Annotated in this window: 15 protein-coding genes and 1 pseudogene; 1 reads left to right on the top strand and 15 read right to left on the bottom strand. The window is 34.6% G+C overall.

Going from position 1 to position 23021, the window contains the following annotated elements; genetic code table 11:
* Position 1 precedes the first annotated feature (1 nt).
* The 15 genes and pseudogenes from DJ533_RS03330 to DJ533_RS03265 all read right to left on the bottom strand — a co-directional run bounded on the left by DJ533_RS03330 (position 2) and on the right by DJ533_RS03265 (position 21702).
* A complete protein-coding gene (locus DJ533_RS03330; protein ID WP_026444247.1) occupies positions 2-1501 on the bottom strand; it encodes a DUF6035 family protein in 1500 nt (499 codons plus the stop codon).
* A gap of 48 nt (positions 1502-1549) precedes the next feature.
* Positions 1550-4537, bottom strand: a complete 2988-nt coding sequence (locus DJ533_RS03325; protein ID WP_065993212.1) for a type III restriction-modification system endonuclease — start codon at positions 4535-4537, stop codon at positions 1550-1552.
* A gap of 2 nt (positions 4538-4539) precedes the next feature.
* Entirely contained in the window at positions 4540-4806 is a 267-nt protein-coding gene (locus tag DJ533_RS19050; RefSeq protein ID WP_267285740.1) for a hypothetical protein, read from the bottom strand.
* 348 nt (positions 4807-5154) lie between these two features.
* Positions 5155-6138: pseudogene (locus tag DJ533_RS19045) on the bottom strand (site-specific DNA-methyltransferase); the annotation flags it as partial.
* Positions 6139-6547: 409 nt separating this feature from the next.
* The gene (locus DJ533_RS03315; RefSeq protein WP_065993210.1) at positions 6548-8623 is read right to left on the bottom strand and encodes an ATP-binding protein; all 2076 of its coding nucleotides are present in this window, start codon (positions 8621-8623) and stop codon (positions 6548-6550) included.
* Entirely contained in the window at positions 8620-9978 is a 1359-nt protein-coding gene (locus DJ533_RS03310) for an SIR2 family protein (RefSeq protein WP_065993208.1), read from the bottom strand. The genes DJ533_RS03315 and DJ533_RS03310 overlap by 4 nt, the downstream gene beginning before the upstream one ends.
* Positions 9979-9998: 20 nt before the next feature.
* Positions 9999-10913 carry a GIY-YIG nuclease family protein gene (locus DJ533_RS03305; protein WP_065993206.1) on the bottom strand — a complete coding sequence of 305 codons (915 nt, stop codon included), beginning with the start codon at positions 10911-10913 and terminating at the stop codon, positions 9999-10001.
* 3 nt (positions 10914-10916) lie between these two features.
* Positions 10917-11204, bottom strand: coding sequence for a hypothetical protein (locus DJ533_RS03300; RefSeq protein ID WP_065993204.1), 288 nt, complete (start codon positions 11202-11204; stop codon positions 10917-10919).
* A 3-nt stretch (positions 11205-11207) separates the two neighbouring features.
* Positions 11208-13139: a DEAD/DEAH box helicase gene (locus tag DJ533_RS03295; RefSeq protein ID WP_065993202.1), complete on the bottom strand. Its 1932-nt coding sequence runs from the start codon at positions 13137-13139 to the stop codon at positions 11208-11210.
* 10 nt (positions 13140-13149) lie between these two features.
* The gene (locus DJ533_RS03290; RefSeq protein WP_065993201.1) at positions 13150-15837 is read right to left on the bottom strand and encodes a class I SAM-dependent DNA methyltransferase; all 2688 of its coding nucleotides are present in this window, start codon (positions 15835-15837) and stop codon (positions 13150-13152) included.
* Between the two features lie 131 nt (positions 15838-15968).
* Positions 15969-16382, bottom strand: a complete 414-nt coding sequence (locus DJ533_RS03285) for a hypothetical protein (protein WP_065993199.1) — start codon at positions 16380-16382, stop codon at positions 15969-15971.
* 2 nt (positions 16383-16384) lie between these two features.
* Positions 16385-18358, bottom strand: a complete 1974-nt coding sequence (locus tag DJ533_RS03280) for a hypothetical protein (protein WP_065993197.1) — start codon at positions 18356-18358, stop codon at positions 16385-16387.
* Complete coding sequence (locus DJ533_RS03275) at positions 18351-19952, bottom strand: site-specific integrase (RefSeq protein ID WP_065993196.1); 1602 nt, start codon at positions 19950-19952, stop codon at positions 18351-18353. Before DJ533_RS03275 ends, DJ533_RS03280 begins: the two co-directional genes overlap by 8 nt.
* Positions 19930-21231: a tyrosine-type recombinase/integrase gene (locus DJ533_RS03270; protein WP_228716507.1), complete on the bottom strand. Its 1302-nt coding sequence runs from the start codon at positions 21229-21231 to the stop codon at positions 19930-19932. Before DJ533_RS03270 ends, DJ533_RS03275 begins: the two co-directional genes overlap by 23 nt.
* Before the next feature lie 63 nt (positions 21232-21294).
* On the bottom strand, positions 21295-21702 hold the full coding sequence (locus DJ533_RS03265; RefSeq protein WP_065993193.1) for a hypothetical protein: 408 nt from the start codon (positions 21700-21702) through the stop codon (positions 21295-21297).
* Positions 21703-21867: 165 nt separating this feature from the next.
* Between DJ533_RS03265 and DJ533_RS03260 the strand changes: the two genes are divergently transcribed.
* Positions 21868-22965: a DUF4297 domain-containing protein gene (locus DJ533_RS03260; protein ID WP_171488527.1), complete on the top strand. Its 1098-nt coding sequence runs from the start codon at positions 21868-21870 to the stop codon at positions 22963-22965.
* The last annotated feature ends 56 nt before the right edge of the window (positions 22966-23021 follow it).

The raw sequence follows: 23021 nt of genomic DNA, 5'->3' as shown, positions 1-23021 counted from the left end.
CCTACTTTGGTAAATTTATTTTTGAATGAAGTTCACAGCTTTCACCCCAAGCAATTAAGCGTCCTTCAAACTCAGGAACTAAAAATTCAATAAATTGATTTAAATCATGTTTATAAATTTTAAACTCTTCTGGCTGTTGAACATATTTTTTATAACGCTCTTTCCATTTACCCGAACTATCTCTCTCGTTTAATAAATCGGGTTTGCCTGTTACTTTTAAAGTAAGCATCAAATGCTTAATGTAAGCTGGATGATGTTCCATCAAGTTATGAGCTACACTCACCATATCATTAATATTGTTACCTACAACGTAACCAAATTTTGCACTTAAAATTGAGTTGACCACTGTTTTATAGGGTGCATGTAAAATGTATTTAGGTGTACTAATACCCATTAGCTCAAGCTCTTTACGGATGGAAAACCACTGAAAGTTGAATTGACTATCGGTAAGGTAATGAGTTTTTATCCATAGTTTAGTAAACTCGACCAATAATTCAGATTTAGTTTTTGATGGAACTTTTGTATCAAGATCAACCTGTTCTAGTGATTCGATATATTTCTGAACTTTTAGTTTATCTTTTTGATTCTTACTCTCTTGTAAATAACTATGACGTAAGCCTAATTTTTGCTTTAGCTTTTGATATTCAGCTTCATAATCAAAAAAGTATATTTGCTTTGTAGCTTCGTTCTGGACTAAGTTTTGGAATTCGACGAACTCAGTATTCCACTGATTAATGATTTGATTATTCTTTATTTCAGGCTTTAAATAATGACACTCTAAAGTAAAAACTTTTGTTTTAATTGATTGAGCGACTGTAGAATCATTCACTACAAAGGCATTTGCATTATTGTTGTAGTAAATATCTTGCATTGACTGCTTCTTCGCTTTTTCTGTTGGTTCAAAATGATTAAAAATCCACAGTAAGCAAGCATTGTTATCTTGATAAAAAATCTTACGATCAATAATCACATTCAAAAAAGTTGTAGAAAGTTGTCCTTCAAAAACAACTAATTGCTTTTTATATAATGAAGATACATCTGGTCTACGCCATTGCTTTAGATCAATACTTTTACGAACTTGCTCAATATGAATATCACTAAAAGCTTCATCTACTTGAAGGCTTTTATATATGTTCTCTTTCAGCAATTTATGTTGTTGAGTTTCTTTCGCAATTTGATACTTTAGAGCAGTTTTTTCTTGCTCTGATAACTGTTTGATATGCTTTACAGGACATTGGAAGTTTGGATTATTTTCCAACTCAGGAATATGTTTAAAAAAAAATGTTGCCGAGGAATTGATCTCCATGTGATCTGTACGTCTGGCAAGGGTCACTGGGGATTGGCACCAAGCGCAAGTAAAATGAGGCTTGTTTTTATCCCGTTTATATCGCTCCCTTATTTGACTACGCCATTGAGTCAGCTCCATTTCAGACTGTTGAAAGAATACATTCACATCAATCCACATATTTTGATCTTTATCAACAATATGAACCAACTTCATGTATCCCCTCAACTTGCTTATTAAGCCAACATTAATATTGCCTTTAATCTAACCTTTACTAGCCTTTTTACCAATAACATTTTTAATAATTTCAACGACTTTCTCACTCTCAAATTGAGTTTTAAAAACAACCTCTACATCATCTCTTACATTTTTAAATAAAAGCTCAGCATGTTTTATCTTACGCTGTTCTTCTTCAGATAGCGTATAACTAGCCTTATCCTTGGTTTCAATTAATAAATTCAAAGTTTTCTTACCACTTTCATACTCAACAATATAGGCAAAGTCTGGAGAATAGGTTCCACCACCTGCTATAGGAATACGAATTGAGTTTTTAGGAATCTTTGTGAATACAGACACTTCAGAAACTTTTTCACAGATATTTTCTTTTTCAAGAGGTGAATCATAAAAGAGTTCATTGAATAAATAATTATCTGCAATATTTAAAGCCTCAGTCATTCGACCTAAATTGGCACTTTCTATCTCAACTAATGGCTCGCCTGTTTCATTGGTGAATACAGTAGGGTGAACCGTATTAGATACATCCGTTAAACCAATCTGATAGCTTTGAAATGACTGTTTAAGTAAATAATCATTAAAACCACTTCGAATAGAGCGAATTGTACTTTGGCTTAGATATTGATTTATATCCAAATGCTTATCTGTACTTTGCAATAACTCAATAAAAACCTGATGTAATGTATTACGATTCACTTTTAAAGAGATAGCTAACTCATGTAAGAATTCACCATAGGTCATGGTTTGAATCGGTAAAACCTCTTCATGAATCGAATGCTCAACCTGCTGTGATGCCAAATTATTTTCAATAATTAAAGTATGCTTTTTGGTGAAACTTCCTGTCTTTTTAAAGCTATCTAAATTCGCCGCAAAATAACCTTTGAGCAAAGCATGAAATTGCTCTTCAGAGTCGATTTTGTATTCCAAAATCACTTTACGGTTAAGAGTTTCCCACATTTCTTTAAGCTCAGCATACTTAGCAAGACGCATAGTTGCTTTCTGCTTTGTATCTCCAGCATTACGTACTTTATTTGCTTTTAGACCTTGAGCAAAGACTAGAGGGAACTCTTGCTTTAACTTCGCCAAACCGCCTTCTTTAAAGTCATTATTACGCTTAATTGCATCAAGACCATCTAGGTGCTCTAGTAAAGCCTCTTCATCGTTGAACTGATTTGAATATTTATCAAGAATTTGAGCAATTAGTTCATTAGTCAGTTTAGTTTCATCAAACTCAACTAATGATTTGCTGTTGATATCTTCCACTAACTCTTTTACAAAATCTTTTTCTGTAAAATCAACATAGTAATGCAACTGAAAGTTTTCATTTTTAACGCGTTGCATAAACTCATTTACTGGCAAACGTAAGCCACGGCCAACTTCTTGCAGCTTACTAGTTTTACCACCACTAGAGCGCAATTTACAAATCTGGAATACATTCGGATTGTCCCAACCTTCGCGTAATGTCCATTTTGAAAAAATGAAACGACGAGGGTTATCTAAACTGAGTAAGCTTTCTTTATCATGCAGAATTTCTTCAATCTCTTTCTCGATTTTGTCATCTTTTTCAGAGTTATCTTGAGAAAAATACCCCCCGTGAGACTGAGAAACATCTTTTAAAGTTTTCTCTAAATATTCTCGATACGCTTCGTGCTTTTCAGTTTTTAAAAGTCGAGTGACATGCAGTTTAATTTCATCTTCAACAAATTCAGCTAAAGTCCCTTTTTCTCCTTCTTTACCACGATAACTTTCAATATTATCAATGAAGAAAAGGCTTAACGGTTTAATCCTAGCAGATGGGCGAGTCATTAATTCCTTTTCCATTTCGAAATGATTCGTAATTGCTTTACGTATCATCTTCTCCTGCAATGTTTCATTGTAGGAATATGGATCAATGACATCATTTTTTTTCAGTTCTAAACCGTTAGATAATACCACTGTGGTTTTATTTAGGTTATCAATGGTTAAGCTACCAAAATTCTGATCGACCTTACTCAAAGACTCATTTTTAAGTAAATGAACTTTTTCGGTAACTTTCCCTCGTTTGACTTGGAAAATAGCCTCTTCTTTCTTTTTGTTGCTCGTATCAATTTCAATCAGTTTAATAGACGTATCTTTCGCACCTGCAAATTCTTCAATATAAGCCACTACACCTTTAACTAAATCTTGGTTAAAAGCATCTACGGCAGTTAATTGATAGATGAGGTTAGAGTAATCTTCATTAAAGGTTGCTCCATAACGAACAATAAACTGCCCACCTAGTTTTTGAATGTTACCCCAAGTCTTTTGCGCGGTTGAAAAGCGATGTGGCTCATCAATAATAATCATTGGGGCAATTGAAGCAATTGCGTCAAAAGGCGTGTTAAATTGATCAAATACAGCACGATCATATTTTTTACTAATTGTGTCTGAGTTAATCATACCTGCATTAATTACAAGTACATGGATCGTCTGACCATCATTAGGAGCTTGAACAAAATCTAAAATACTTTGAGGCATCAAATCTTTTTTAGATTTCTTGCTTGACTGACTTTCGACAATATGACACCGAATTAACTTATTCTGGTAATTAGTTTCGAAATGTTCTTGTGAAGCCTGAGACTTTAGAAAATTAACTGTACCTGCCTTAATCGGCAGAGTAGGTACAACGACGATAAATTTGAACAGCTTCAGTCGTGCATTTAGCTCAAACATCATCTTGGTATAGGTATAAGTTTTACCTGTACCTGTTTCCATTGAAATATCGAGTACATTGCTTTCAGGTTTAGCTATATGTCCTAAAATTTCATTGTGTTTTTGCACCGCTTCAATAGATTTCGCATAGGCTGATAATCCCAGTTGCTTATCTTTGGGTGCTAATGGATTACTTACTAAAGCCATTTGCTGATTAGGTTTAGTAAATGTTACCGTTTCCAGCACAGCAAGAATACTATCTACCGCACGTTGTTGATGTGGCAAGTTCCCTTCAAAATGAAACTGTTTTGTTTGCTGTGTTGCAAATAAAGGTAATGTTGCATTCATTATTAGTATCTCACCACAACATCAACAGGAATCGACTTTTTATTATTGTAGTTTTTCATCGCTTCATCGATTTCACGTTGAGATTTACTATCAAAGTGATGACCGAGGATGACCAATTTAGAAACTTGGAATTCATGTTCATCATCAAGTTTTTGAATCAAGTCTTTTAAGGCATCTGTGTTAAAGCCTTTATTGACCAAATACAAGACATGACCAAAACTATAGGTTAGATAATCGCCGAGACTTACAGTATTGAGATTTTCAGACAATAAAATTTTATCCAAACCTTTCCACGTGGTTAAAATATCTTGCAGTTGAGCTTTATCAAAGGCAGTTGTAGCAGGAAGAGTATCTGACTGAGATAGAGTGAGTTGCTTTAATTCTCTATAATTTGATGTTGGAAAAAAGTTGTCACAGGTTTTAAAAATTTTGAATCCTACTAGCTCTTCACTATTATGAAAAACACTATTTAATCGATATTTAGTCAATTCAAAAACATTAGGACGTAATGAGTTTTGAGTACAAAAATTTAGTGATTCCTTATTTTCTTTAACTGTTTTTATTTCCTCATCTAGTTGAACTAATATAAAGGATACTTTGGTATTATTTTCAACATTATAATCATGAACAGCATGACCAGTTGTCCCACTGCCACCAAAAAAATCTAAAATAATGTCATCATTTTTTACCTGTAAAGAGAATAGTAAGGTTTTTATCAAGCTTGTAGGTTTAGGGTAAGGAAAAACTGATTTTTTTCCAAATATTCTTTCTAATTCTTGTCCCCCATCACTCTTAAGTGAAATAATAGATCTCAATAAGAAATATTCAACGTCTTTTAAATATTTGATTGAACTAGGTTGTGTATTTTCATCTCTGGCAAACCAAATATTTTTTGTACGTACGCTACCATCATGCAATACTTGTACATCGGTATATTCACCATTAACTCGTCCTGACTCTTTATCAAAGGTTCTTTCAACCCATCTCCACCCTCTTTCTGGCACTTTTACATTTTCACCAGTTAATGGATGTTTCACATCATACTTATCACCAACAGTATTAGCATTAGGCCAACTAAGGTTTATTTTCCCCCATAGCTCATAATTGTCATCCAAATTATTATACAAAGTTATTCCTCGGTCATAACTTTGTTTTTTATAGAATTTTTTTAACTGTTTTTCACTTTCTTTAATATCAATATTATCTCTTTTAAGTTTATCAATATATTCATAAATATCATCTAAGCCATGTTTAGGCATGATAAATTCTTTTTTTTCAGTAGAATTTTTTGTATAGACTAAAATATACTCATGAATATTACCTATACCTTTATCATTTTTGGGAATTCTTTTATTCCAAGTGATGCATTCGATAAAATTAGACTCACCAAAAATCTCATCACATAAAAATTTTAGCTGTGATTGTTCATTTTCATCTATTGAAATAAAAATCACCCCATCATCTTTAAGTAACTGTTTTGCAATATAAAGACGTGGGTAAATAAAAGTGAGCCATGCACTATGACTATTAGCATTGCTTTGTGTGAAATCTAAAACTCGTTTAGCCTCTTCCAAGTCTACACCTGCAAGCGCAGCAAATTGTTCAGGCGTAAAGCTACGATCATCTTGATATACAAAACCATCTGACCCCGTGTTGTATGGTTATATACACTTAAAATCAATTAAACTCCACGTAACTAATTGTTTAATTTAAAAAATAAATGATATAAATTTACAATACATTAAGGTTTTGTAAATTTTAATCCAAATACTTTAAATAAAACACTATAAATTTACACTTTAAGCAACTGAGTCAATGGCATTCTAAAACTGCGGCCAACAACTGAAGATAAGTTTTACTGGAGCAGTTTAGAATTAGCCAAAAATTTAAATTTATAACACTTCAATGTATGGATACGCTGAATACAACTATGCGTATTCTTATTTAAATGAACAGGCTTTCTTATTTTAAGTTGGATGCCTGTTCTTATTTTACTTGGACAACAAGTATCTAAATCTGCTGCCAATCATCAGCTATCTCTTTCCAATCTACACTACGAGTAACTGTATTTCCATTCTGATCTTGTCCAGTCCATACATTCCAGTAGTCAGGATCGTCTGATCTTGGTCTATGTTCAGCCGAAAGATGATTCATTTGAACTAATACGGGTAATTCCGAAGCCCAACCAAGTAGTATTGCATTTCTGGAAGGTAACGAGGGTAAATCTCTCAATAATCCTCGGAGATTATCAGGCACCAATTTGTGTATCAGTTCTTGATCCCGTTCATTGCTAATCCGATGAAGTAAGAAACTATTACACTGAGAAAGAACAGTCGGTGAGAGTTCACTAGGTCTTTGTGACGAAAGCATCATACCTAATCCAAACTTTCGCCCTTCACGAGCTATTTTTTCAAAAACTTGACAACATATAGATGATGAATTGTGATATTCGGTATCATCCTTATACCGTTTCACAAAAGTATGAGCCTCCTCCATAACTAATACTGTAGGAAGTACTTGCCCTTGATTCATTCGACGATATCTTTGTAAGGATTCCAATGTCATTCGAGCTATAGTAGCTGCAATGATATGTGCAATTTCTGCTGGAACTAATGAAAGGTCGATAACTGTAACTGTTCCATTTGAAGCATTGTTATCCCCGATATAATCAGAAAGCCAACCATCCAAAGTCATTTCTTTTGAACCGTCAATCTGACTTGTTAAGACTTTCATTCGAGTATCTGAGAGAAGAGTCTTAATTCTCATTTGCATGGTATCAATATATTCTGAGACACCTAGCAATTCGGCATTTCCTTCAATACTTTTTAAGAAATTTTCACCAGAAAATGGTCGTGGAATATCTGCATCAATAGGTAAGATGTCCATCTCACTACCGCCAAAGGCTGTATGAGCGACTTTCAGTAATTGTAAGAATTTGTCTATCTCTATTTTATTAAATTCATACCTTGGATATGTTCCAGTTCGAGTATTTTCAAATTCACTAATTTTATCTCTAATTGCTTCCAAAGAATTATTTTGGCGATCGTCAAATACAGTGCTGTTCTCTATTCCATCACGCCATACTTTTAAACGTTCAAAAAAATTCTTTGGATTAGGGAATCTTCCCCATGGTGCACCAGAGCGAATTTCAATTTCAGTAATATTCACAAGTGTTTGCAAATATCGTTTCATTGCATGATGAGTGGATAGTTCTGCATTAAATATACCTTCTCGGACGGAGCGAAGCGCTTGAATTAATGCAGGTCGTTGGGTTTTGGGACTTGCTTGTGTAAAAGAAACCCACTCAGAACTATTCCAAAGCCATAAAGGAACTTGAAGTTGCTTTATGACTTCATCTTTTGGCTCTACAGAAAATATTCGAACATTTTCTTTGTCTTTAAATGTCTCTGAATACTCGCCATTTGGATCTAAAACGATAAAGCGAGCATTTGGTTGACTACCTTTCACTTTTTCAGCAGCATCTAAAGACCAGCGAATTAAGCCAGCTACAGAACAAGATTTTCCACTTCCTGTATTACCCAATACTGCTAGATGTCTTCCAAAAAGGCGATCTGGGTCAATCATTACTTTTGCACCATTTGCCAACGGACTTGTACCAATACAAACTCTTCTATTATCTCCAGATTCAACAATATCCTTTAACTGATCTTGAGTAGGTAAAAGAACAGGTGTTCCAACGGTAGGATAACTTTCTACGCCCCGATGAAATTTGTAATGAATACGATCATATTCTTCTTTATCGTAAGTTAAACAACCAAGTGGGTTTAAACTCATTTTTCTTAGAGGATAAGGCAAGTCAACTAAGCCAAAGTCTTGCATCCCCTTTCTTTTAGGATATTGTGAACGCTCTATTGTTATCCACTCAATTTGACCAACTAAATATCCATTATCACTAGCTATAAGAACATATCCATTAACTTTGGGAAATGCTCTTGGCGTGCCTGTGTTTAATGCAGTTCCTTCGGGGGCTTCAATATCGAGTAAAACTTTAATTTCGCTCGGTGAAACAAAATCCACAGTCCCTATTCTTAGTGAATCTGCATAAGCTAATGGAGAAATACTCATAATGTAATATTTCCATTAGTTTTATCTAAATTTTCTGGAATGGATTCTTGATTTGAAGGTAATCTTTGTTTTAAAAGTTCACTCATACGAGAAGTTGTTTTATCAATTGCAGCTTTAGGTAAATAATATTGTGTTAAGTTTGTTAGATCTGCTAGTGCAGGACCTATAAGTAAACTAATTTGAGAATGACGTCCCAACTCTTCATACAATTTCATGATCCTTCCCATATCGTCATCATAAGAAATAATGACCAAATGAGTCGATGGGATCGTTAACATATCTCGAATAACCCTATTGATATGATCATCACCGAAACTATACCCATATGTAACTAGAGTGCTATTAGGACGACAAATAGCAGCAGCTAGATCACGAAATAATTCAACATAAGGATAGTTTGCTGTTTCTTGATCTTTTGCTGAGTTTGGGTAAATCATTAATTCATGTGGGGTCATATCATCATAACCTGCCACTTCAAGAAATGGGGCAATTGATTTTGCTCCAAACGGCAAACCAATACGCCGAATATCTTTATTAACTTGTAGCCAATCTACTGATCCGTGAAGTTTTGTATACCGAACAACCCCTTCAAGGTAACGAGGTTCTCCACGGATACCAGGGGGATTATAGTGCATGTCTAAATCTAAACGAGATGACCTAAAAATAGGCATTAAATTGCCTAAAAATCTATCAAGTAAGTGAATACCTGCTAATTCTGAACCAGCTTCGATAAGTCGATCATAGTTCGTTGTAAAAATATTTAACCTATCTCGTACACCAGTACGACTAGCAAAGCTCATTAGAAATGTAACTAAGATATTGAAAGCATTTTCTCTTTTTTCAAAATTTGCTGTGGCAATACCATTTTCACTAACTAATATTGAATTAGCAAAACTTTGCATTGCCATATCTAATTCTTTTTTAAGGGCAACAGCTTTATCATCATTCAAAATTTCTAGCCCACGAAGCAATTCATTTGCTACACGTAATTGATCTTCTAAGTTACCATTTTTACGACCAGTCGCTTCAGATGATTTTTTTGCCGCCTGATTTACTTCATCATTGAAATTATTAAGTGTTAAAGCATTCATACCCGTAGCAGCTTTTTCTGCTGCTAAGTAATGAACTGCATGAGTTAAACCAGAACCCGCAAGCAAAGAAAGATGCTCTGATTGAAATAGAGCCGTAAGCCATGGTTCAATTCTTGATCGAAGTTCTTTATAAGAAAATGATTCATTAGCGTTGAGCCAAGAGCACTCAATACCTTCACATAAAGAATATTTTGCAGAACCAGTAGAATCCTGTTGAAATTGAATAGGTGAGTGATCATCCCTAACTTTAATAATATTAATCATATATTTATCCTTAAATTTAATTATCTCAACTCAATCTCTTTCTTAAACTTATTGTATTGATAACTCATGATCTGCCCATTTACTAGCAACTCAACAGCTTGCTGAATTACTTCTAAAGGTGCAATAAACCATTCTTTCGGTTGATGATTTTTACCATCTTTATCTGCGACCAATAAATCAAGGCAAGATTCACCGAAGAAAGCATGTAAGTAATATTCAAACTTCTGTGGATTAATATTAAAAGCTTGATATTCAGCAATGACTTCAACATCAGCCATCAAATAAGTAGGCTCTTTTTTTGCATTCGCAATACGTTTTTCAACAGTTGTTGTGGCGAAACCAATTTTGTAAAGATGATCGTATGATTGGATACGTGAATCTGTACTTTTAGATTTCAGAATATAAATATAGCCTGTGGATGTATCATCATCAGTGATACCACTAAAATTAGTATAAAAGTTAGAGTTTTCTTGCTCATTGGTTTCTGAAACAATGCGCCCATCTTTATACAATGCTTTAGCCAATGAGCGATAAAGCATAGTTGATTCGGTGCCATTCTCAAAGATAGTACGGGTACGCCCATCTTTACGGAAACGCTTACCATCAACTGTTTTCGCTTCAGAAGTAAAATTAATATCTGCTAGATAAACTAATAAGCCATTTAAAACATAGTAATTACCTTCAACCAGTTGATAACCCTTATCATTAAAGGGTAAAAGCTTACGCTTTCCTTCTCGAAGCTCTCTGTGAACATCTTTAAATAGATGCTCAAATTGATCAAAATCCTTACAACGTTTACGTTTAGCAACTTCATCTGCTGCTGCTCGTTGGACAGGCACATGCTTGATTTTAAAGATGTCCCCATCTTTACCATCATCAAGCAAACCTAGATCATCATCGTTAAAAATATCTTCAAGTGATTTAATATCTGACATATTTTAATCCTGATGTTGTGGTAACAAATTATGTTCATCATAATCAGCTAAAGCCATGTATTGCTCTGGATTGGCTTTCATTGCATCTAAGCGAGTCGCAAGCATATATTCAGTAATATTTGCCATATTTTTCTCAGGCACACGCCCATGCTGCGTCACAAAATTATTAATTTCATTAAATTTAGAGACTAATTGTTCATCAGCCGTTAGAGCAGACGTCTTTTTCTTTACGTTTAAAAGACCTAAGTCATCATCAGCAATCATATCTTGAAGCCAGCTAAAATCTTCCACGTTTTACACTCCAGCTCGTCTACGTTGCTCACGAATATAGATTAGGCATTCGGCTAATCGTTTTTCAATTAAGTTATTTGACTCTAGACTAGGCTCACGACCAAACTGAACTTTGAAGGCTTTTAACTTAGGCCATAGCTCAATGGCTTCCTCTTGAGTCATACTAATCTTAGTTGCTTCAATTGCTTCCTTAATCAATTTGAGCACATTGACTGTGACTTCTTTTGATAGGATTTCAAACGCTTTTTGGAATGGATTCACAGATTGAATTAAATCAATATTCAGGTCTTCGATATTGATAAATTTATCCGCCATACGAATAAATTTTTTATCACCAACTTCTTTGACTTCTGCTGTGCTAATCACTGAGTCAACGACTAAATATTGACTCACTTCTTCAAGTTCAGCTTTCGTTAAGTCAGGGTATTTGGTTTGGATGATCTTAGGGATAAGGACTTTATTCACCACTTCAGGCTCAACCTTACCTGCTGAACCTGCAATCACTTTAGCATCTTGAAGAATCGCTGCTTTTAGGTCCACAAGATCATTTTCAATAATCGCCTTTGTTTTTGCTGTACTTGGTTCTTTAAAGCCTTTGATTGTAAGTGTACCCGGTGGAACAATATCTTCATCATCACGTTTAGTTTTGAACTTAAAGTTTGGTGCAAGTATTTGTTCCATTAACAAAGATGCAGTAATTGCTTTTAGCATGTTGTTTACTGCAAATTTAACTTCAGTATCCTGTGCATCAGGTTGAGCGATAAGGTTGGTAAATTGTGCATGTGATTTGTTCGAGCTATCTCGTGTACAACGTCCCACAATTTGCACAATTTCAGTTAAAGAGCCACGATAACCAATCGTTAACGCATGCTCACAGAATTGCCAGTCAAAGCCTTCCTTCGCCATGCCTAGGGCAATGATAAGATCAAGGTCATCTACGGTTTTAATGTTACGTAGATATTCAACAACTTTATCCCGACCATCTTCTTCAACTAGGTCTGCTACTTTTAAAATCTTACCATCTGGGCGTTTAACGGTAATAATGCCCGTATTAGGATCTTTAGCAACAAATTCACCAATGATTTCGAGGATCGCATCCACCTCATCATATTTATCTTTGGTTGATTCACCTGAATTTACGTTTGGAATATGAATGATGGTTTTTTTATCGGTATCTAGTACTTCTGCAATTGCAATAACGCCTTCATCATCTTTTGCAAAGTAACGTCCTTTATAGAAGTGATAGCCAATACCTAAAGACTTTAAATAGGTATAGCCATTAAGTTGTTCGTAATAGTTAAAAGAAACTTTATCAAACTTTGCTTCGTCTTCAGGCGTAAGTACAGGAACGCTATCGCCACGGAAGTATGAACCTGTCATTGCAACAATATGAGCCGTGGTATTGTCCATCAAAGATTTAAGAACAGTACCTAGAATATTGTCAGCATCGGCTGAAACATGGTGGAATTCATCAATTGCCACTAATGTATTGTCAAATACATGATCTTCAAGCTCTTCAAAAGCGAATCTTAAGGTCGCATGGGTACACACCAAAATTTGGTCTGTGCCTTCCATAAAGCGTTTAAAGGCTTTTACTTTGCTCTTATCGCCTCCAGCAGTACATAAATTATTTTCAGGTTTGATATCCCAATCTGCAAAAAAGCCACTTTCGCTCAGCTTCGTACTGGCAAATGAACCTCCAATAGAGCGTTCAGGTACGGCTACAACAACTTTGCTCAACCCTTGGTTGTGTAGTTTGTCTAAGCCCAAAAACATTAAAGCACGGGATTTACCTGAAGCTGGAGGGGCTTTTAACAGTAAATACTGACTATTACGAGATTCGAAGGCGCGAGCTTGCATAGCCCGCATCCCCATATTATTAATTGAGGTGCTTTCCCCAGTTTGTTGATAATTTACTTCTACAATATTTTGCATAGTAGTTCACTTATTTTGTCATTTTAATATAGTTTAAGAATAAGATACGTAATCGGTCTTCATTTGATTTAAACGGGCTAGCTTTATACAGTTTCTCGACTTGTATATCATTTTCTTCATGAGCTTCTTTCAAGTCATTTGGCATTAGATCTGGATCGTATAAGTCTGCCAATGTTAAATGACTATAATTTTCTCTGATAGCTAAAATATTAATAGCAGTTAAAGTTAACTTTTCTTTCATTTGAGCATCAATTTTAGGCACTGGGAATGTGTTATAAACAATAGAAGCAGAATATCGATAATCTGTTTTTAATCGTCCTCCAACAATTTTCACCCATTGCATATGCATTCGAGAAGTTAAAATTGAAAACAACCAAGGCTCAGCATCATAGATTGCTAAAGCGGAGTCTGAAATAATATTTTCTTCACCTAAAAAACCGATAGGTATATATTCTCGTCTTTCCGAGGAAACTCTAGGCATAATAATTGCTGAACTGTATCTATATCTATTTTCAGCAAATGCATAAGGAGTATTAGCTAATTCTTGAGTAGCCTCACGATCACTAGAGAGTCGATGTTGTTTTACGGATTCAAATCTAGTGTTGAAGAATGGAATTTTATTTAGTTCCTCATACCCTAATTGATCCGTCCAGATACAGTAGCGATCAATTCCTCGAATAAACTCAACGGAACCAAGAACTTTTTTAATATATTTCATTGCTTGAGGGATTTGTTCTTGAATTAGTGTTTTTTCTTCATTCGTTAAGAATAAATTTCCCCCATCATTCGCCATACTGCCAAATGACATTTTAGGTATGTTTGAAATAGGTTTGCTCTTTTTTTCAATGAATATATTTGGTAGGTTAATTAAATAAGGATTTATATGATCAACAGTTTCAATAACTTCATCTGAAATTAAATATTTATTTTTTATATTTTCTGATGAAGCCATGCCAATGATAGCTACTGTAACCCCAGCATTACTTCTTGCATTGTTCGACCACTTAAATGAAGTATAGGCAAAAGATATTTCTATACTATTTTGTAAAAGCTTAGGCCATAAAACAGATACTTGTTCACCTTGAGTTATTGAATTCGTAGTAACAAACGCTAGTTTCGCCTTAGAGGCAGAGATCATCTCTACACCTTTTTTAAACCAGCAACTAATATAATCAAGATTGTTACTACCTTTTAATGATCCAAAAAGTGATTTAACATCATTTTTTTGTGCTGTAGTTTGAAGACGAGCACCTAAGTATGGTGGATTACCTAGGATATAAATTTCACCATCATCACCACAGACATTGATCCAATTTTTAGCTAAAGAGTTTCCTTGAATAATTTGACCAGCTTGTTTTAAAGGCAAGGAAGGAAGGAATGCCCCAAACTCATCTTTAAACATTATATTCATCTGATGTTCAGCTAACCATAATGACAAAATCGCTATTTCATGCGCAAAATCATCAATTTCTATCCCATAAAATTGAGAAACCTGAATTACTGAAAATGGTTTTGAAAGTTGACCTGTTTTTTCTAGTTCTAATTCTTGAATACGTTTTAAAAGCTCCATTTCAAATTTACGAAGCTCTTTATACGCAATAATAAGGAAGTTACCTGAACCGCAGGCAGGGTCAAAAATTTTAAGTTGACCTAAACGTTGCTGTAATTTTAATAGCTTATTAATGCTGTCTTGGTTTTTCTCTAATTCTTCATACAAGTCATTTAAGAATAAAGGCTCAATTACCTTCATAATATTGGGAACAGAAGTGTAATGTTGTCCCATCGTGCTACGCTGTTCAGTATGAACAACCGCTTGGAACATAGAACCAAAAATATCAGGGTTGATATCGGACCAATCCAGTTCTGCACCACACTCAATCAAAATTCTACGTGATTTACGAGTAAATTTTGGAACTTGAATATCATCTTTAAATAAACCGCCATTTACATACGGAAAATCTGCTAAGTAGTCAGGTAAATCTGCTTCACGATCTTCAGATGATTGGTTTAATACTTTAAACAAACGTCCTATTAAAGCCGATAAATCTGATCCATCTTCATTACTCTTGGATATTGCCGAAGTAAACTGTTTGTCCTTAAAAATCTCTGTATCTTCAGCAAAGTAACAAAATAGCAGTCGAGATAAGAAAATATTAAGGTGATGTAAGTTCTCTTTATTGTTTAAGTCGTCTTCATTGAAATTATCGGCTTTAATTTCGTCAAATAGCTTTGCTAGTTTTTCAGCAGCCTTAACATCCGCAGGGTTTTCACCTTGATATACAGCTTTCTCCATCCCAGCCCATGGTAAGAAGAAATCAAATTTTTTAGCTAAATCACCAAAAGGAACATCCAATGTATCTTGTGTTTTAGTATCTACTGCTAATAGAGTTTTGAAGTCAGTTACGATCAAGAAGCGAATCTTATTGCTTTCCGTTCGCTTTTCATTCTTCATTTGATCAATCAAACCATGCAAATCATGCTGTTTTGCAATTTTGAAGTATATTTGGCGCTTCCAAAAAACGGTGTTTTCTTTATCTTCCGCTAAATTACGCTCACCATTACGCACTCGTCCAATAGATTGACTACGATGTCCATAAGCTAAAAGTAACTCATAGATAAAGTCTTGTTTCTTTAGCTCATCTTGCGCAATTTTATGGATGAGCTGTTTAACATTTTCTTCGATTTGAACGATATTCATTTGTATAGATGACCGTATTAAAGCTAATAATTAGTTTAAGGAAACAATAAGTTATTTAAACTATCGAATTTTAAATATGCGACATATATTGTCGTACATTTAACATATAATTTTCTATGTCAAAAAAGAAATTAATCTGTCTGTTGTCGATCAATTTGTAATAGGCCTTTATTTAGATTTTCACGAGATATCCCATGTTTATAAGCGTTGTACTGCCAAACAACAAACTGTTCTAATAAGGCAGCATTTTCTCTCTCTAATCGCTCAACCTCACGGGTCAAACGTGCGATACGCTGAGCTGCAACTGCAAGAGTTGTTGGAATCTTTAAATCCTTGACATCATTTTTATGTCGCTCTTTAGCTAGTTTGTAAGCTCCAGCAACTCGACTAAACTTATGTAAGGTTTGTCTAGTAGGCTTAAAACCTATAGCTCCAACACAAGCTTCACAGAGAGCCTCCCAAGTCAAACTACCATCCCATCCATCAAGTAGCTCTATAATGCGCTCAATATCATTATCAGTTAGATGGCGTGATTTTTTTCCCACTATTAATCCTCTATTAATAAACGTGCTTTATCAAGAACAGCTTCATTGTTTTCAGCTTTACGTGCTCGAGCATCTATTGCTCTTTTTATAGGACTGTACTCCTGAGAGTTATGAAGCTTAATCACAGAGCCATTGGGTACTCCTGAGTCTTTTAGGATGCAAAGTAATTGTTCCGCTCTTTGTAGTGTCATTTTTGTATGCTCATACCACCTATCTACGCCAGCTATGCCTTCAGAAATATTAATATCCATCTTTTCTAACAAGGCTTTATTGTGTTCATAAATTATCTGAATATTTTCAAGGCGCTTATCACCTTTGATACATACCTGCTCAGTACAATTCAAACAGTCAAGAAACTTTTGGCATGGAGACATTGTGTAGTCATGGATACAGTAGCCAATTTCAGTGATATGGGCAGTAGGTATAGCTAGAATATTGAAAGCTTTTCGATCAATAGGAAGTTTTTCAGAAATTTTTTGCCTTAGCTCCTCCAAAGGACTATCCACTATCAGGTCGCTATCTCTACTTCGTATCATGTCAACAATCTCAAATTCTGACATATGATCATAAACACGGTTTTGTTTTACTTCGACTCGACCAGACCATCTAGCAATATCAATTTGGCTCATACCGCCTCTTTGAGCCATCGTGTTAAGTAAGTGTCGTAGCGCATGCGACTTTAAGCGTACAGGTGTACCATCTTCATTTTTATACCCATGACGCTCAAAGAAGCTCCTAGCCATTGAACCATTTTCAGAAATCCGTGAGATTAAAGTATTACTATTGACCCTATATACATGAACTTTAGAAATATGACGCTCACCCGAAGGTGCAAGCTGATTTTTTTGAAAACAAAATAATGCTTCTGAGAATTTAATGTTTCTACTTTTATCAAAGAATGGAAAATCTTTGGGCTGCTTTTTCATTATCTCTTCTTGAATAATAGATAAAGTAGCTTCCTTCATATTCATAATCTTATTATCAAAAACACCGATAGCTTGAATCTTTTGCTTAACTGTTAAGTACTCATCGTCACTAACATTAGGGCACTCGCTATGTCTATAAAATTTATTTGGATTTTCTTCATACCATTTAGATATTTGCCTTGCTTCTTCTGTTATAGAACGAATCCGTCTAATAGCCTCTTGAGCCAGACTAACCATAGCAGTAGGCACCCATTTAATTTGAGGAGGTGCTCCTTTCCCTGGCATAAACCTAATACCATAGGCTTTTGTGCCATCACGTTTAGTTTCATGTACTTCACAGTTTACGTGTAAAGATAACACTTCACTTACACGCGAAGGCACGCATAACATCAATGCACAAGTAGATGTCGTAAATATATCACTAGGTACGCTTGGGTTATTGGCAAACACTTCCGCTAAAGCATTTAATGCTATTTGCGTCGGTAGTTTTTTCTGTCTTATTTTTTCAGCCTTTAACCCCGTCCTTACGGTATCAGCAGCTCTAGGATTGGGATTAGTCCATTCAATATGATTTGGAATTAGTTTTTTCTCGTTAAGAAACTCTACCAACTTCTGTAAATTCCTACCAATATGATAGCAACTACTCGGCGTATAACGCTCTCGGGCTAGCTCAGCAGCCCGATCAAGTATCGCAGGTGTCAGAAGTGATATATCTGAAGACAAGCTGGATTCCATAAAAGCTTTCTCCAAGCATTTAAATATAGTCCCTTCATATCGTGCTTTGTGTTGCTTCTTAAAACTAAATGTATAACGAACATAAGATTTGGCGAAATCTAGCAACGGCTGTTTTAGTACACTTGGAGAATCTTTTTTATTCGTTGAAACATCCCAATTACCAAAAAAGATGGATGCATCAGCCCAGTGATTATTCTCCCAAGAAAAGTTTGGTGAGAATAAGGTAAGCTCATGCCTACAAAACCTAATAAAATCGGACATATTTTTACTTGATTTTGCTTTGTTTTGAGGGGTGAATATTAAAATATTACTCATCACTCACCCCACTGTTGCAATTTTTTAAAGCCAATTTCCTTTCATTACACAATTCTACAACCTGGCTTACAGCAAATATTGTTCTATCATTAACGGAGGCAATCGTTTTATCCTGAGTTCTTGCAAGTATTTCTTTTCTTTTTGCTATTAAACTTTCAAGAATAGCTTCATGTGGGCCATCCAGCCATGGCTGAAAGTGATAGCATGTATAACATGCAATAGGGGCCAACGCTGAGCAAAAACTATGAGTTCCACAAGTTCCTACACCTTCACCAGTATCCCTATTCATTATCCTGCTAGATATTTCATTGCCACGATTAGCATATTTTTCATGGATTACAAGCGTTCCAGCGAAGGCTTGTGCTATAGGTGCTAATTGCATTGCCAACGCCTTATCAAGGCTAGTCAGATGCTCTGGTGTATTCTCAGTATAGATATGAGCACTTTGAGTGTCAGCATGATCGAGTAGTCTGGCTATTATGAGTAAACCATAGCCCTCTCTTGCAGCCCTTGAGGCCAAAGTTCTACGAAGCCTAAGTGGAAAGATTTTTATAGGTTCCCCAGTTCTTTCTGAAACAAGCCCTATATGTGATACTACTTTATTTAGTATGTCCCTTAAATGATCCGCAGTTGCATGAAATAAATCTGTTTCAAGATATTCATTCATACTAGAACAACCATTTTCTTTAATATGAATGTCTATTTTTTCCCAAGAAGGGAAAAGAGGCAGCATATCTAAATCAAAGTTTGATATAGGTATGAGAGATTTAGCTTTAACTTCTAAATCGCATATGTATGTTCTAAGCAGATGCCCCAAATCGGGAGACAAAGCGTAATCACTAAATTTTTTTCGCCAAATATCTCTTTGCTTTACTTTTGGTACCCTTAATAAGTCAAACTTATTTCCATCAATAACGGTAACACCTACAAAATCTTTAACTTTCAAATTTGCTATCTGGATTGGACGCCTACCAGTTGCTAAAAATAGTTTGGCAATCACCATCTCTTTCAGACTAATCTTGCCTTCTTCAAATTCTTTAGATAACCCACTGTATAGTCCTTCATACTCCAAATCAGACAAAGGACCTTCATATGGGCAAAGTAGTCTAACGGCCTTACCTTTTTCAGCATTTTTAACTCGTAACTCTTTGATTACCTCAAGGACATCGGTATTTATGCCCTCATAACCAAATTCATGCCATTTCTTCAGAAAAGTTAGCACTTGGGCTATATTATGTTTTTTATTAGGAGCGAGCGAAGAATAGTAATTAATAACATGCCGACCTGAAACTAAAGATATTAATCTTCCGTCAGCATTCGCACAAAACTGAAAAAATAATTTTGTATAGTGATTTATGGCTTTAGCGTACCCAGCAGAATTATTCTGAACATAATGCAATAAAACTCTCTTATAGTTTTCATGAAACTTAAATTCGAGTACAGAATAAATCCAATTAAAGTTTACTGCACAAACCTTAGATACAACCCAACGTTCATCATGATAGTTAAATTCATACCCATTCCTAGATAGCAGCTTTTCTGTATTGTGAATGGATAAGGAGGAAGCATTACTACTTATTTTTATTGATTCCATCATCAATTTCCTTTTGTAATAATATACTTACCTGATGTGCCTTTTTCTCTATATGTCTTTGGGTATAAGTCTTTGAGGTACCAGAACCTTCTGCCCACCCCATGAGATTAGATCTTAGCTTTTCTTCTTCCGCTTCAGATATACCTTGCTCATCCACTTTCTCTGAGAACATATCATTCCAAGTGTGGCGAAATATATGTGGTGTTAAATCGGACAGATCATCAATACTTTCACGAACCTGATTTATGATTTTATAAAGCCCACTTGATGATAATGGTTTTCCATAATATGGCCCAGACTTGTAAGTAACGAACAGAAAGTCATGCTTATTAGCTCCAACTACTTGAGACCTTTCTCTAAGTATATAGTCATGTGTTCGTTCTGCTAGCTTTCTGCTAATAGGCAACAATCTATCAAAAGTTTTAGCAACTGGCTGTTTTAACCTTGGATCATAAACATCATCGTGACGTCTATGTATATGCAGTGTGTTGTTTTGAAAATTAAAGTCTGAAATTTTTATTGATAAAAGCTCTCCTAGCCGTATTCCTGTCTTATACAAGATTTCAAATATTAGGCTATCACGCTCTTTTGTCTCCGTGGAGAAAGGTAAATCTATGCTATTTGGATTAATAATTCTTAGCACTATTTCTCTTTGATTGTCTGCTAATCCTTTTTTAGGATTTCGAGAAGAAATTGATCTTGTTGGTCTCCTAGCTTTCAAGCTTCTTACCATACGTGAAATACTGTGTGATATATCACTGTTTATGATTTGATTTCGCTCACTTATAACTTGTTTTGCAAGCCAATCTATATACTTAGCAACATAAGATATTCTTATATAAGCGGTTGAGCTAGAAACTGATTCTTCATTTCGAATTTTGGCTCTATGCAGTTCTTTCCTTTGTATCTTGGGTCTTTTAAAGTCTTCATAGATTTGTTTATCTTTTTTCTCTTTCAGATAGATACAAAGGTGTTCTATTTGCTCAGTTGTTAGAAACTGCTTCGCTGAGAAAATTTCTTCTAGAACAATATTTGATGAATGACTCCATTCTATTAGCAACTTTATGGCATTTAGATGTGCTTCTATTGTATTTGGTGCTTTTGCGGAATTCCTGAGTTTGCTCGTAGCAAAAAGTGTTGGATACCAAATAGGCATTCCTTTGTCATCTACCAACAGTGAGTAGCGTTCACCTGACTCGAATTTAGTCCTGATGAGTTTCATTGTTATGACTACAAAATTTACATAATTACATGGTATATCATTACCAAATTTATTCAATTATTATTTTTACTCTTAATTTTTTATTGTATTTTACAATATCAAATAGTTATCTATTAAAGTTTACATTTTAATCATTGGTATATATAAATATGGGGGGTCAATGTAAATCATTTTAATCTTTTCACTATAAGCCCCTTTCAGATGCTTTAACACCTCAAGGTTATCGCCCTGAATCAATAAGTTATGACTGTTTTTATTTTGTTCTTGTTGATTATGCTCAATATCTTCCGACAGCATAGTTCTGATCGGTTCATTAGCTAAAACACGTGCATAAGACTTGCCTAACCAATTTAGACTATAGCTTTCACGGCTAACATCTACCCCATCAGCTTGCAAAATTTCCTGCAATTTTGAAACAAGAAATTTACCCTGTTTATCAAAGCATTGAGGAAAGTTGTTTTTTAAAACAGTCAGTTGCTCACTATTCGCTGTGATTTTTTCAGTGGGTAAGGTCTGTTCGGTTTTCATATAAAATGACAAGGTTCTTAACACAAATTTGCAAATATTCTAACATTTAAGAAGAGAAAATATTTGACTAATTTACAAGCAAAATATTTGAAAATTTTGTAAGATAATTTAAATATATCAATATACTAATGCTTTCCGCACTTATAGAGTAGAGGAAAATTTATTTTGGCAGAAATTAAAACTATAAAAACCGCAAACCCTTTAGCTGTTGTTCAACGAGAAACAGCAGGTGCTAGCACTTATGGGAAATACGAATATCAATATCATTGGGCTTTAGGTCGAGTTTTAGATGAGCATTCAAATTCAACTGACTATGTTGTTTTTATCGAACTGCATGAAGATGTTGTTTATTGTTCATCAATAGATGGATCTAAAGTGCAATTTGAATTCAATCAAGTTAAAAATAAATCTTCCTCAAAATATACAAATAAGAGTCTAACTAAACGTACAAAAAAAGACCCTAATTCAGTATTAGGAAAAATGTTATTAGGTATTAAAGATAAACCCTATCGCGATAAATTAATCAGTTTAAATTTAGTGGCAACTTGTGGATTCTCACTTCAACTTAATGGTGAACCTTTAAACCTTGAGGTCATCAAAATCGGTGATTTACATGAAGAATGTATTAATGACATTCAAGTTGCTATTGATACAGAAATCGGCGATAAAAACGTACCTGATACACTTTCATTTATTACCCCAACTTTACCAGCAAAAGGATTTCAACAATACACAATTGGGCAAATCACAAGTTTAGTTAACAAAATTAAGGCTGGAGCAAATCATAACGCCGAATCTATCTATCGCTTATTAATGGATGAATTACGCATTAAAGGTGCTGTTACATATGACTATAAACTCTGGGATGATCTAATCCAAAAAAAAGGCTTAACAGGCATCACCGTCGAGAACACCATTTCTCAATTTACACAAAGCAATGACCTTCAAGTTCGCGAGAATGAGCTTACTGAAATCCTTAATGAGCTAAATTTCAAACACCATGAAAAAGCAAAAATTAGAAAAGAATTTCATCGTTATCATTCCTCTTCCTTACAAAGGAACCTTGTAGTACTCCAAGACCATGAAATAATGAAAAATATTGTAAATATCAATTATTCAGTTTATGAGGATGAAGGATTAGAAACTTTCATAGACAAAACAATGGAACAACTGCTTAAAAATGACAAGATTACATCAAGTCATGATAATGTAATCAAAGCTGGGCTTTTTTATGAGTTGATTTGTAAAAATGAAGAACACTAAGCCAAATAACGAAAATTTCAAACTTTTGATCAGGAACCTAAGAATTGGACAACATA

The organism is Acinetobacter defluvii (assembly GCF_001704615.3).
GTDB lineage: Bacteria > Pseudomonadota > Gammaproteobacteria > Pseudomonadales > Moraxellaceae > Acinetobacter > Acinetobacter defluvii.
Note: the sequence above shows the minus strand (reverse complement) of the source record. Positions and strands in the feature narration are given on the sequence as shown.